This window comes from Haliscomenobacter sp., from assembly GCF_040403615.1.
GTDB lineage: Bacteria > Bacteroidota > Bacteroidia > Chitinophagales > Saprospiraceae > Haliscomenobacter.
The window spans coordinates 1-14,326 of the sequence record NZ_JBBAKG010000012.1; the positions used below are offsets into that span (position 1 = coordinate 1).

Below are 14,326 nucleotides of genomic sequence, written 5' to 3' on the forward strand. Positions count from 1 at the left end.
TAGATAAGAAAGCGTTTCATTTCAAGAGTCTTATCTAATCCTCTGGCTCAGGAAAAATGATCACTTATTTTCACCCCACTACTAATGCCATTTTTCAAAGCTGAATTTTTTTAAAAAAGTCTGTATCTTTCCAATGCGATTCAATTCTTTTTAAACCGATTTGGTTAAGCTTCTGACTGCCAATAACTAAACAAAATGCCCGATTTTCTGCACCTCCACTGTCATACCCAATTTTCATTGTTAGACGGCGCTTCCTCTATCACCACTATGATGGACAAAGCCGTACAGGATGGGCAAATTGCCGTTGCACTAACCGACCACGGCAACATGTTCGGGGCATTTAAATTTGTGGCCGAAGCCAAAAAACGCAACATCAAGCCAATCGTTGGTTGCGAATTTTACCTGGTCAAGAATCGGCATCAAAAAGCGTTCTCGCGGGCCAAAGGGGAATTTGATGACCGCTACCACCAATTGCTCTTGGCCAAAAATGCCAAAGGCTACGAAAACCTATCCAAACTTTGCTCTCTGGGCTTTATCGAAGGCTTGTACGGCAAATATCCACGTATCGACAGGGAGTTGCTGGTGCAATACAGTGAAGGCCTGATTGCCAGCAGCTGTTGCATCGGGGCGGAGGTTCCGCAGTTGATTTTGCAAGGTAAACTGGAAGAAGCAGAAAAACAATTGCGTTGGTGGATCGACCTGTTTGGGGATGATTATTACATTGAAATTCAACGCCACCGCGGCCTCGAAAACATCGATGGCAGTGGTGTCAGCCAGGAAGACATTAACCAAACCCTGCTGGGCTTTGCCAAAAAATACAACCGAAAGGTCATCGCCACCAATGATTCGCACTACGTGAATGAAGATGATTGGTTGCCGCACGATATCCTGCTTTGTGTCAACACTGGCTCGTACCTCGAAGAGGAAGGGCGCTTTAAATTTCCCAGTTCCGATTTTTTCTTCAAAACCAAAGCGGAAATGGGACAGTTGTTTGCGGATGTCCCGCAGGCACTGGACAATACCATCGAAATTGCGGATAAAGTCGATTTTCTGGATTTGGCACGCGAGGTTTTGTTGCCAGCGTTCCCTTTGCCGCCAGGTTTTGATACTCAGGACGCGTACCTGAGGCATTTGACGTTGGAAGGAGCGGTACGCCGCTACAAACACATTACGCCGGCCATTCAAGAGCGTTTGGACTTTGAGTTGCAGGTCATCAAGAATTCCGGCTATCCTGGCTACTTTCTCATTGTGCAGGATTTTACCACTACTGCTCGCCAAATGGGCGTATCGGTTGGCCCTGGCCGTGGTTCTGCGGCAGGATCAGCTGTGGCCTACTGTATCGGCATCACCAACGTAGACCCCATCAAGTACGATTTGCTTTTTGAACGCTTTCTCAATCCGGAGCGGGTGTCCATGCCCGATATTGACATCGACTTTGACGACGTGGGCCGCCAGCAGGTCATCGATTACGTGATCGATAAATATGGCCGCAACCAGGTGGCGCAAATCGTGACGTACGGCACCATGGCCGCCAAGTCTTCCCTGCGGGACGTTGGCCGGGTGATGAACATTCACCTCTCCGAAGTGGACAAGGTGGCCAAAACTTTTCCACTCCACCTCAAAGCGACTCTGGGCAAGGTACTGGCCAAAGATGACATCGACCCCAAACTCAAAAGCGAACTCAATTCGGAAGACGTAGAAAAAGCCTACCAATTCCGTCAATTGGCCGATGGCAAAGATCAAATCGGCCAGATGATCCAAACTGCACGTAAATTGGAGGGTTCGGTGCGCAATACCGGCATTCACGCTTGCGGAGTGGTGATCACTCCAGATGACATCACGAAGTATGTTCCGGTCAAGGTAGACAAGGATTCGGAGATGTACATCACCCAGTTTGACAACTCGGTAGCCGAATCAGCAGGTTTGCTCAAAATGGACTTTTTGGGGCTCAAAACCCTCAGCATCATCAAGGATGCGGTGTCGATGATCGAAAAAAACCATGGGGTTAAGCTGGATGTGGATGAGGTGCCGCTCGAAGATGAAGAGACCTATCAGCTTTTCCAACGCGGTGAAACGGTCGGTATCTTTCAGTATGAAAGTACGGGCATGCAGAAGTACATGAAGGAATTGGTGCCGACTACTTTTGAAGACCTCATCGCTATGAACGCCCTGTACCGCCCGGGGCCATTGGAATACATCCCCAACTTTATTGCGCGCAAGCATGGCCGCGAACCCATCACTTATGATGTGCCAGATTGCGAAGAATACCTAAAAGATACTTATGGCATCACCGTATACCAGGAGCAGGTGATGTTGCTGTCGCAAAAACTGGCGGGTTTCACCAAAGGCCAGGCCGATAAGTTGCGCAAGGCGATGGGTAAAAAACTCAAAGCTGACCTGGATGTAATGTATCCCAAGTTTTTGGAGGGGGGGACCGCACGCAACCACCCCAAAGACAAATTGGAAAAAATCTGGAAAGACTGGGAAGCTTTCGCCTCCTATGCCTTTAATAAGTCCCACTCGACGTGTTATGCATTCGTGGCTTTCCAAACGGCTTACCTCAAAGCGCATTATCCTGGCGAGTTTATGGCCTCGGTACTCACGCACAACAAAAACGACATTGGTAAAATCACCTTCTTCCTGGAAGAATGCCGACGGGGGGGAATTCCGGTACTTGGCCCGGATGTGAATGAATCGGAAATGGATTTTTCGGTCAACAAGGAAGGTGCCATCCGTTTTGGTATGTCAGCACTGAAAGGGGTAGGAGAGGGGCCAGTGGAAGAAATTTTGGAGGAACGCAAGAATGGATCTTTTAAGAGCCTTTTTGAAATGCTGCGCCGGCTACAAATGAAGGCGGTCAACAAAAAAGCCCTGGAAAGTCTGGCGCATGGCGGCGCATTTGACTGTTTTGAAGGTACGCACCGGGCACAGTATTTTGCTCCATCTGATAAATATGAAACACTACTTGAGCACGCCATCAAGTTTGCCAGTGCTGTACGTGCAACTCATTCCCAATCAGCCAATTCGCTTTTTGGTGACATGAGTGACTCGATCATGCTACCCGAACCCCCCATACCTCAAGTGGAACAATGGTCTTTGTTGGAGAAGCTCAATAAAGAAAAAGACGTAACCGGGATCTTCATCTCTGGCCACCCTTTGGATGATTACCGGGTAGAGATTGAGCATTTCATGACCTGTACCATCGATTCGATCAGCAATCACCAAAACAAACCAACCCTACAAGTGGGAGGCATGGTGACCAAAACCATCCATAGAGTCAGTAAAAACGGCAACGGCTGGGGGATTTTCGAAATCAGTGACTATACCGGTATTTATGAAATCAAGCTTTTTGGTGAAGACTATCAGAAGTTTCGGCATTTGCTTACCGATGGCATTGCCATTTTTGTGAAAGGCCGTTTTCAAAAGGGTTGGAAAGACGATGGCGAAATGGACTTTAAAGTACTGGAAGTGCGCCTGCTGGAAGGTATTGCCTTGAGTATGACGGAGTCAATTACCCTAAAATTGCCACTGGAGCGCATCACGGATACCATCATTACTGAACTAGAAGGACTTTGTCGTACCCATACCGGGCCGCATAAATTTAAAATAGAAATCCTGGATCACAGCGCCAAGATGAAAGTCAACATGGTATCGCTGGATCGGAAGGTGAATGCAGACAATGATTTTATCCGGGAGTTGGGGCGATTGGGGCTGGAGTATGTGCTGAATTGAGGGAGATCTCTTTTCTTAAAACCGGATCTGAACCACCAAATTTGGGGTAAGACCTGCCGCCCGGCGATTGATTTCCCGCAAAGAACCAATTTGAGGACGGTTGATGGGGGGGAGGTCGAGTACAAAATCCTTGTCCAGGATATTGACCCGATTCAGGAGGTTGTAGATGGAAAGCCCAATGCGTGCTTCCCAGCCGGGATGTCTCCATTTCCAATTGACCGCAAAATCCAGGCGGATGACTTCATTCAATCGTTTGGTATTCAATCGCTGGTAGCCCAATTTTTGGGTGTAGCCATTGACACAATCGCTGCACTCTACTTGAAAAATCGTGTCTGGAGCGGTATACGGCTGACCAGAGCGGTAATTGAAATTCAAGGAAAAATCGAAATTGTGCAAAGTATACATGTTTACCAATCGCAAGTTGTGGCGCACATCCCGTTGGGAGGGAAAAGCTGCGTTAAAATTTAGTCCAGGAAACCGTTGGGTTACTTTGCTGAGCGAATAAGACATCCAAAAACTGTAAGGATGCCAGGTTTTGCGCAGCAAAACATCGATTCCGCGCGCGCGACTGGTGCCATCAAAAGAATAAGGGTTTTCTTGCTCTGGTTTTAGCCTGAGGGTTTCAGAAGCGAGTCCATTGAGCTTTTTCAGATAAGCTTCTACCCGCAAGTATAACCCGGGTTTGTCGTATTGTACCCCCAAGGCTCTTTGCCAAGTATGTTGAGCAGGGATTCCCAGTCCAGATGCCTGCCAGAAAGGAGCTCCTACGCCCACGCTGTTCCACTGCAAACTTTGAAATAAGAATTGATAATATTGACCAAAAGAAGCCTGAATTCGCCAAGAAGATTCAGGGATTGCCCATTGCAAAAGCAGCCGGGGTTCACTATAGAAATGCTGGTGTGCTTGGTAATAATTCCCTCGTAGTCCTACCTGTAAAAGCCAATTTTGCCTGAAATGTATCCTCGACTCCACAAAAAGTGTATGCAATCCGGAGGCTGTACTATCTCGATAACGGTTGCCACGTTGGGGATCGCCAAGTGCGATGTCCCGAAATCGGATTTGGTGGGCATAGTGAGAAAATTGGTATCCAAAAGAAAGGTTTGCTTTTGCCGAAAATTCGAAACGATGGTTGAGTTTGACGGTTACATCTTCTAGTTTATTGAACTGGCGGTGGAAGTATTCTTTGGGACGGGTTCGATCCCAGCCATATGTATAACTGTAATAGTTTTGAAATCGACTGGTAGCCAGGGAATAATCCAGTTTGAGTTTTTTAGACCATTGGCCAGCATATTGAGTACTGAAGCCCAGATTTTCGGTGGACAAACGGTCTTTACTCGCGAAAAAATAATCCACATCACTGTATCGGTAATAGTAATCGAGTTGGTCTTTGCCCTGATACAAACTAGCTGAAAGCTGATGCTTCCGGGATATATCCCACAAAAATTTGGCATTGATGTCAAAGTAAAAAAAATTGGGCTGCCATTTGACCGTACTGTCCCTGGGGTTGTGGCCTTCCCTTTCTGACATCACTCGCCCATTCTGAAATACCTGATTGAAAAGGTTTTGGTAAGTATTGCTTTGCATCAAATCAGAATACGACCTTCGGCAAGCAAACATCAGCTGCACTTTGTTGCGGATTACGGGGGCTTCTAAAAAACCATAAGCGTGTAGTAGATTAAATCCCGCCGTGCCATGCCATTTTCCATCGTTGAATTGGGGCTTTGCGGCTATATCGATCACACTGGCCGTGCGCCCACCATAGTTGGCACTAAAATTGCCGCCAAAAAAATCTACTTTTTGGACAACATAGGGATTAATGGCATCGTAAAGGCCAAAAAAATGGCCAGTATGGTAAATCGGAATTTTGTCCCATAGGATCAGATTCTGGTCAGGAGTACCGCCCCGAACGCTTAGGTTTCCAACGCCCTCATCGGTATTGTTTACTCCGGGCAGGAGCAACAACAATCTTGAAACATCTGGCTCACCCCAGCCAGGCAAAATTGGAATCCGTTCTGGACGAAACGCTACTGCGTTGCTCAAGGTATCGAAATTGAGCATATCCGTAGCAAAGTCTCTAACTTCTACTTCTTTCATCCACTGGATGGACTGAGAGAGGTATACATCCCTACACGGACTTGCCCCAGCGTGCAACACGGGTATTTTTACACTTTGGTACCCCAAATAACTAATGAAAAGGGTGTCGTTGGGCATAAATGTACTGCTGAAGTGGAATTTTCCTTCGTGGTTGGTAACCATTCCATACAATCCGCTGCTCAATGCCACAACTGCGCCTTGGAGAGGCTCGCCAGTATTTTCATTTAGGACTCTGCCACAAAAGGTGGTGGTGGGAATTGGTACTTCTTTAGGTATTGCGGGCGTGCGCAGCCTTTTGATCAGGATATATTGTTGATCAACCAATTCGTAATCCAATCCCTGTTCCGTAAGAATGGATTGCAAGACAAATTTGAGGGGTTGCTTGATGAAATCCGCTTGAACAACAATGCCTTGCACCAAATCATTGTCGTAGGAAAAAGTGAGCGGATATTTTCCTTGCAGTTTAGAAAAAACCTTGGAAAGTGGCGTTTTTTGGAAATGAGCAGTAATCTCAAGAGCTGACTGGGCGCTTGAAAATGATGATATAACAAGAAATAAACATAGAAACGGAATGAAACGCTGCATGGAATTCTACTTCATGGTACAAAAATGAAGAAAATACCCAGAGCAGAGCGCTCATTTTCATTTTTTTTTCTAATAAAGCTTTTCTAGCGGTTGGATAAAGGTATGAATCGTTTCTTTAATTTTACTTTCCAGCGATCCAGGCGTTTTTTCCAGTCAAGGGAGGTAGTTTCAGTCGTTTCTGGCAAGTCACCTAAAAAAGAAGTTCCAATTTTAAGGTAATTGCTGAAAAACGTGTTGCTGCTCATGCCCCATTTGAGGATGAACATGCTGCGACCGTCATTGCGTTTTACCCGAGCCGTGGTTTTGCTTCCAAAATGATACGCCCGGCTCTTGCTGATCCCTTTGTAATACCGAATCCCATAATGCCAGAGTTTGATCATAAAATCAGGATCACTGTACATTCCCGGAGTAAATTCAATACTCAATCCGCCTACTACCCGATAAACGGCGGTAGGCAATACCATGGGATACCACTGACTTCCGTTCCAGTCTGCTTTTTCAAAATTTGCATAATCGTTTAAAAACCGCGCTTCCTCGAATTCTTCGGGGTGTAAGCCGTATGGTTTGTTGGCAATCACGCAGGGATTTCCTTTGTCAAATGGCTCAATCATGGTGCTACTGATGCACCATTTGTCGTCGGTACGGGTTTTGATTTCTTCCCAAAGGTATTTGTCCCAATCCGGGCAGAGGTACATGTCGTCGTCGATAAAGACCAGGTATTCTGATGTCGCCAGGTGGGAGGCTGCATTGAATCCATAACAAACGCCACAATTGCCGCTACTTTTGCTGTAACTCAGGTCATTTTGGGATTTAACCCATTCTTCTGAGCCATCCAGCCCTTCGTTGATGTGTACGACGATTTGATGGCGAAGCGCACTGTTTTTCCGAATACTATCGACCGTACATTTCAGATAGGCCAGGTTGTTCCAGGATGGAATCAAAATCGAAAAAACAGGCTCAAAATCCAGCGCAACCTTGTTGTAAATAAAATTCATAAAATTAGGTTACCATCCTTTTTTTAATACCTCGGCAATGGATTCGACATTGGCTTCGGTTACTTTGGCGTGAAGCGGGAGTACGATGTAGCGTTCTTCGATCGCATCCATTTTGGGAAATTTACCTTCTACCCGTCCCCCAAAGATCGAATACCGATCGTTCCGATAATGTACCTGGGCGGATTCAATGCTGTGATTGCGCAAGTGGACAATCAAGCGCTCCCGATCATCAACTTCTGCGGTAAGTAACCATGCCGCATGTTCACGATCCGTATAATTCTTACCAATTATCCTGATTCCGGGGGTGTTTTCAAGCAAATTGCAATACAACTTGTACAGTTTCTGACGGTGGGCCAAATGGTCGTCAAATTCGGCCAAACCAGCCAGGCCAATGCTTGCGGCAATATCGTTCATCTGGTATTTGTACCCCACTTCGGTAATGTCATTTTCCCAGATGCCTTTTTGCTTGCTGCTGCGGTCGATTCCAAACCAACGAATGCGCTTGGCTTTCTCAATCAAAGAACGATCTTTGATCACCAGCATGCCTCCGTCTCCAGTGGTGATGTGCTTGATGGCTTGAAAAGAGAAAATGGTAAAGTCACTTTGACTACCAATGTATTGGCCTTGGTATTTTGCACCGATGGCGTGAGCAGCGTCTTCGATAATGGCAATATGGTGTTCTTTGCCCAAAGCCCACAACGTACTCATGTCACAAGGCAAACCACCATAATGCACGCAGACGATGGCTTTGGTTTTGGGGGTAATCAGTGAAGCAACATGGTTGACGTCAATGTTCAAGTTTTCGTCTACGTCTGCAAAAACAATCTTTACCCCCATGTACAAAAACGGGATATTGGTAGCCGTACAAGTAAAAACGGGTGCTATGACCTCATCTCCTTCTTCCAAACCTGCCAGAATGTAGGCCAAATGAAGCGCATCAGTACCAGAACCCACTGCGATACAGGTACATGGATCTGTAAATTTTGCCTGAAACCTTTTTTCAAATTCATCTACTTTCGGGCCTTGACCAATCCATCGGGTACTCAATACTTCAGTGACCGCCTGACTCGCATTTTTAGGGATATTGGGATAAAAAAGTACAATTCCCTCTTGAGTTTCCATTAATGGCAACTCATTCATTGGTTTCTCCTTGATTTCCTTGATCATAGACTTGGTAATTAACAAAATGCACACCAAATAATTCCCTTGTACCCAATGTTTTCTTTATGTGAATGCAAAATCAAAAATGAAACCAATGGGCGGAATACAACGGATCAGACGGCTTAAACCCTACCATGAGTTGAGAAAAAGTGAAATTTTTTTAGTTTTTGTAAAGATGGTCAATGAGGGAGGTTTTTTTCAAAATCAATTTTCGGAAATTATAACACGCTTATCTTTTATCTCGTACGTCAATTCCATAGGAATACAAACCATCCTAATGGCCATTTCCAAATCCCCATTGCGAAAAACCCCGGTAAAACGGCGGGAGCGGAAGTTTTCTTTGTTGGGTATGATTACTTTAAACTGCGATTCGATTTTGGTTAAGACTTCGGCTAGCGAAGCGGCATAAAAGTTACATTCTCCCTGGGTGAGGATGGGTAAGCTAGTTGCGGAAGAGCGAAGGGGCTTGTCTTTTGGGGTATGGATCTGGACAAAATCACCAGCTTCCAGTACAAATGCTTGAGTCTTGACTGGATGGGCAATGACTCTGACTTTGCCTGAAAAACATTGCACCGCCAGGGCACTATCCTGAGTTATTACATTGAAAGAGGTACCTAAAACTTCTATTTTGCTTCCGAGAACCTGAATTGTAAACTTGCTACCTGCTCTGACCTTGAAAAATGCTTCTCCCTTTAAAATTAGTTGACGATTTTTTGGCCAATGCTTGAGTCGATAATGAACTTCAGAGGAAGGCTGTAAGGTGGCCTGTGATCCATCCGGCAAAGTAACCTTTTTTATTTCAGTTGGATTGGTCTGCAATTCAATGCTTTTATTGGGAAGCAAAAACCAAATGAAAAGAAACAGCAGTCCTACCGCCGCAACAGCCACTAGCTTAGGTAAATAAGCTAATGGTCGCGAAGAAGCAGCATTTTCGGCTAATGCTTTGCGCAAATTTTGCAATGATTTCTCTTCATCAAAAGCGGGGGGCTTAAGTGTATCTATGGTGTTTACCAGACTAACATAGGCCTGGTAATCAGGGTTTCGTTCGAATTCCTGTTGCTCTGAGTCTGAAAGATTTCCAGACAACCACCTTGCCAAAAATGTATCGTCTCTAAACATTTGAAAATTAAATGAATGATCAGAATTAGAACGATCTAAAAAGGAATCACCCTACTTAAATCTGCTAAAATGAATGCAAAATATGTCGCAACGCAATCAGCACCTTGTGCATTCTTTTTTCAACCGTTTTAACGCTTATATCCAGAATTTCAGCTATTTCTGAATAAGTTATCCCATCAAATCTATTCATTGAAAAAACGACCCTCTGATGTTCAGGCAGGGATGCGATGGCACTGAGTAGTTTTTTTTGTAAATCTTTTGCCTCCAACAACACTTCCGGATTGTCCGTATTTTGGTTTTCTGAATGCGATTGCTGGGCAAAATTCAACACTATTTTTTCATGCCGAACATAGTCCAGGAAAAGATTATTTGCGACGGTGAACAAAAACGAACGCGCCTTTTCAGGAGGAACTTTATCACACTCTTGCCACAATTTCAAAAAAGCCTCTTGTAACCAATCTTCTGCCAGTTGAATAGAACCACTTTTGTAATATAAATAATTGCGAATCGCCTGTCCGTGCAAATGGAACAGGTCTTCGTAAGTTTTTTCTTCACAAGTTGAGCTGAATGTTGGGTTTGACACAAAAAAAGTGGTTCAGATTGAATGCTAGATGAAAACAAATCAAAATTACGCGGTAATCATCAAACTGCTAAATAAAATACAACAAATTCGAAAAAGCAATTTGATTTCCTATTTTTTACAATTGCATAGACTTCTTACATTGGAGCGGTAAAACGACAGTTTTTCTCCACAAAGCACAAAACGTAAAATTGGGCATGGCAAATCAACCATTAGACTTCAAAAGTGTACCTCATTCCAGGGTGAACGCACTTCAATTCATCGATCAGTACTTAAAAAATGAACCCGTAAAAGACAAAATTTTGATCGATGTCCCAGCGGGCTCTGGGTTTGTGTCGATGCTTTGCCTACAAGCAGGTGCCTTAGTGGAACCTTATGATTTACACCCAGAAGTTTTCCAGTACCCGGAATTAACCTGTACCCAAGCTGACCTCAATGAAACACTTCCGATTCAGTCTGAATATGCGGATTATGTCTTGTTTATGGAAAACGTAGAAAGTATTGCCGATCAACTGCATCTGCTACGCGAATTGGCGCGCATTCTAAAACCAGGTGGAAAGCTCATTGTCACGATGCCCAATCAAAGCAATTTAAAAAACCGCTTGACTTATTTCTGGTTGGAATCGGAATCCAATAAAATCTTCTTGCCAAATGAATACAATGGAATTGTAGGATACGATGACAAGCACGTCTATTTGGGGCGCTTTTTCTTGTGCGGAGTGCAGCGATTGCGCAGCCTGGCTGGACTTGCAGGTTTGAAAATTGAAAGCGTTCATCCTAACGTACTCAGTATATCTGCATTGTTGGTTTTTTTGTTTGCCGCTCCCTTTCTGTATTTGCGTTCCTGGTTGACCTTACAACGAACTTTGCGAAAAACAGAAAGTGAAGCAGAAAAGCAAGTGTTGCGCAGCCAGTACAAATTGAACACCAATCCGATTGTTTTGCTCCACAAGCACCTCTGTATCACCTTCATAAAATAGGGATGAACAAGAGCAAGGTGCATTCATCCCTATCTTATCAGCTTATAAAACCTTAGCGGATAACCCGCAGAGGCTTGGCCACCCTTGTTCCATCCACATCAAAAAGCAACCAGTAGGCTCCGGCAGGCAATTGGCCCATCGAAAGTTGTTGAATCCCGGAACTGCGTTCTCCCAAATTTTCTGAGCGAATGATTTGACCCGTTGCGTTGACGATACTTAGCCTAACGGTTCGGGTGCGGTCCAGATTGAATTCGATGTTGATCAGATCCTGAGTCGGGTTAGGAAAAATACCCAGGCGATAACTCAATTCATCTTGTTCTTGGGTTGAACTGACCAAATCTACTTGAATGGTTTTTACCAGTACATCACTGCAGCCATCCAGATTGGTAGCACTCAGGGCAACCTGGTATTTCCCCGGAGTTGAATATATCGTACTGGGATTGCGATCAGAGCTGCTTTGTCCGTTGCCAAAATCCCAATGGACTTCAGTGGCATTGGTTGATAAATCTTTGAAATTTAATGTTTTATTGATTTGAATGCTGCTGCTTGAAGTTGAAAACTGAGCTTGAGGGCTTGATGTACTAGCGCTGACATCGATGAAAACGGGGGTACGGCCACAAGGGTAACCATACTCAATCTCCCAATTGAAAAAATAAGGATAATCTTCTGCCCCATCGGTATTGTTGGTGCCTTTTATAGCCAAAACATCGGAGATGACAATTGGATAAGTAGAGTTGGATTTCACGATGGACAATTCTCCGCCGCGGGTCAATTCCAGAACATGATTGGAACCAGGGCTTACTTTGAAATTCAGCGGCACCTTTTGTTCGCCGACTTTACTTACCCGGTAGCTGGTGGTTTGCAATTGTCCATTGCCGTTGCGCAAGGTGAAAAAACGCAGACCCGTTCGGTTGGGGAAAATGGTCACCGACTTGAGGATGAAATCATAGTACGAATCAAATAAAATTCCTCCGACGGAATCATTGTACACCACCTCTCTTCCAGTCTGGTCCAATAGTCCTGTGAATTTGTTGTAGGTCAATTCCGCAAACAAAACGGTATCTTTGGTAAGCACTCCGGTAGCATAAGTTTTTCCCGTACCAAGCACGGTTCCGCCCGTATTTTTGTTAAACCAGCGCACAGTTCCCTCTCCCTCATAATTGCTGCTCACTAAAGCTTCGCTTCCTGCACAAATGTTGATTGCTGAAGCTGAGGCATCTGGGAGTTGAGGCAAAGGACTGACATTGATATAGGTCTTCATTTGGTTGTTCAAAGAGCGCAAGTCGGCAAATCCATTTGGATTGCGCAACTCTACTTCTACTACGTAACGGCCCAATGGCGCATTGAAAGGTGTAAAAAAGTAAGTGGTATTTTTTCCTGGAGCCAATTTTCCCGTCCAACGATTCTGGGATAAAACTGCGGTTTGACCCTCTCTGCGAATCACGATATCCAAGTTTCGCAAGGTATCTGCTCCACTGTTTTCAAAAGTGACCTCCAAATAAGCTTTGCCATCACAACCATAAATTCTTGGTTTGGCTTGAATTTGAATTACATCATTGCTGGCCTTTACGGGTGGGGTGGGTTGAAAACCCTGGGCAATGAGCCAATTGTAAGCTGCCCCCACATCAATCAAGCCTTTGCCGTAGTCATTGTCTTCGCCAGTTGGTCCCAAGTCCCTGGCTGAATTGTAAAGCGAAAGTGCAATTTGACGGCCACTCAATTTGGGGAAAGCTTCTTTGAGTAGCAAAATAGCGCCGGTGACATATGGCGCAGAAAAAGAAGTGCCGTACAATTGGGTATACGAGCCATTCAGATTGGCTGCGCGTACGTTTTCGCCAGGAGCAACAACTTCTGGCTTGATCAAAAAACTGCCATCCCGGCCACATACCGTTGGTCCGCGGGATGAAAAATCTGAGATGGGATAGTTCGCATTGTTGCCATTGATCGATCCGATCGACATAGGAACCACCAAATCGAGGTTCAAACCGCCCGGCAATTTTACCGTTGATGCCCCCGGTCCAGAATTGCCTGCTGAAAACACGACGGCGATACCCGCAGCATCAAGTGATTGAACCACGGTGCGGAAACCACTCCGGCATTCTTCACTCGAACTGATATTGCCCCAGGAATTGTTGACTACATCCGGGACATCACTTGAGGTACCGCTGTTTCCATCTGGATTCAATGCCCATTGCAGTACCTCCAGGTTATTGGTTTGAATGCCTTCCAGGGGGCAAAGCTTGCCGGTATTGGGGTCAAGAAAAGCTGATGGCGCCCCGATCCACAACGCATTGAATGCTACCCCGATGGTATCTCGTGTCAAGCGATCCAACCCTAAAACGACGGAGGCTACCGCGGTGCCATGTTCGCCACATAAGTCACCCACGATGGAACTGCGGTATGTGGAAGCCAGTGATCCGTAATTGTAGGCAAATTGGGTGCGCAAGGCTGGGTGGGTGTATTCTTGTCCAGAATCTACAATCATGGTCTTGCGGCCGTATCCAGTGTACCCCAGACGCCAAAGTGCTCGGGCATTGATGACATTCAAGCCGGGTTCAACGCCACCGGGTGCAAGCGTGGTTGCAGCAGGTGCTGAACGGTAGTTTTCGATGGTCATTTCCGGGAATATTTCGATCCAGTCTACTTCCGGGTATTGACTCAATTCCGCAATGAATGTTGCGTTGGCCTTTAATGAAATGAGGTTGGCAATCCAGTATCCTTTTACCGAGTTTTTTTCTACCTCGGTTGAGGATTGCATCCATTCCAGCAATCTTGGTTGAGTAGCTGCTGCTTTACTTTGCAAAGCTCCAATCAAAGCAGCAACTTGCTGATCTCGAGAAGAGGCATTGCGAAGCTCGTTTTGACCCCAGGCCGAAAGATCGACCTGGCTCTTGAGGGTGACCAAAATATGGAAATAATGGTTCTGAGGATGTTGATTCAACGATAAGTAAAGCTCAGTTGAAAGGTTAGATGCCTTGATGCTTTGCGCGACAATCCTTACTGAAAAAGAAAAGAATGACAATAGTGCACAAAAAAAGAATGCAAAATCAAATCGACGTAAATGAATTAAGGACATGCTT

Annotated in this window: 8 protein-coding genes; 2 read left to right on the top strand and 6 right to left on the bottom strand. The window is 45.2% G+C overall.

What is annotated here, in order from left to right:
• Positions 1-195 precede the first annotated feature (195 nt).
• Positions 196-3,732, top strand: coding sequence for a DNA polymerase III subunit alpha (gene dnaE / locus ABW391_RS05775; protein ID WP_353480887.1), 3,537 nt, complete (start codon positions 196-198; stop codon positions 3,730-3,732).
• A 15-nt stretch (positions 3,733-3,747) separates the two neighbouring features.
• Here the strand turns inward: dnaE and ABW391_RS05780 are convergent, their stop codons facing one another.
• The 5 genes from ABW391_RS05780 to ABW391_RS05800 all read right to left on the bottom strand — a co-directional run bounded on the left by ABW391_RS05780 (position 3,748) and on the right by ABW391_RS05800 (position 10,269).
• Positions 3,748-6,411 (bottom strand): TonB-dependent receptor, encoded by a 2,664-nt coding sequence (locus ABW391_RS05780; RefSeq protein ID WP_353480888.1) that lies wholly within the window; start codon positions 6,409-6,411, stop codon positions 3,748-3,750.
• Positions 6,412-6,494: 83 nt separating this feature from the next.
• Positions 6,495-7,406, bottom strand: coding sequence for a glycosyltransferase family 2 protein (locus ABW391_RS05785; protein ID WP_353480889.1), 912 nt, complete (start codon positions 7,404-7,406; stop codon positions 6,495-6,497).
• Between the two features lie 9 nt (positions 7,407-7,415).
• The gene (locus tag ABW391_RS05790; protein ID WP_353480890.1) at positions 7,416-8,573 is read right to left on the bottom strand and encodes a DegT/DnrJ/EryC1/StrS family aminotransferase; all 1,158 of its coding nucleotides are present in this window, start codon (positions 8,571-8,573) and stop codon (positions 7,416-7,418) included.
• 198 nt (positions 8,574-8,771) lie between these two features.
• Complete coding sequence (locus tag ABW391_RS05795) at positions 8,772-9,686, bottom strand: FecR family protein (RefSeq protein ID WP_353480891.1); 915 nt, start codon at positions 9,684-9,686, stop codon at positions 8,772-8,774.
• 64 nt (positions 9,687-9,750) lie between these two features.
• Positions 9,751-10,269, bottom strand: coding sequence for an RNA polymerase sigma factor (locus ABW391_RS05800; RefSeq protein WP_353480892.1), 519 nt, complete (start codon positions 10,267-10,269; stop codon positions 9,751-9,753).
• A gap of 194 nt (positions 10,270-10,463) precedes the next feature.
• Between ABW391_RS05800 and ABW391_RS05805 the strand changes: the two genes are divergently transcribed.
• Positions 10,464-11,246 (top strand): class I SAM-dependent methyltransferase, encoded by a 783-nt coding sequence (locus ABW391_RS05805; protein WP_353480893.1) that lies wholly within the window; start codon positions 10,464-10,466, stop codon positions 11,244-11,246.
• A gap of 52 nt (positions 11,247-11,298) precedes the next feature.
• On the opposite strand, the gene ABW391_RS05810 is transcribed toward ABW391_RS05805, so the two are convergent.
• A complete protein-coding gene (locus ABW391_RS05810) occupies positions 11,299-14,322 on the bottom strand; it encodes a S8 family serine peptidase (RefSeq protein ID WP_353480894.1) in 3,024 nt (1,007 codons plus the stop codon).
• Between the last annotated feature and the right edge of the window lie 4 nt (positions 14,323-14,326).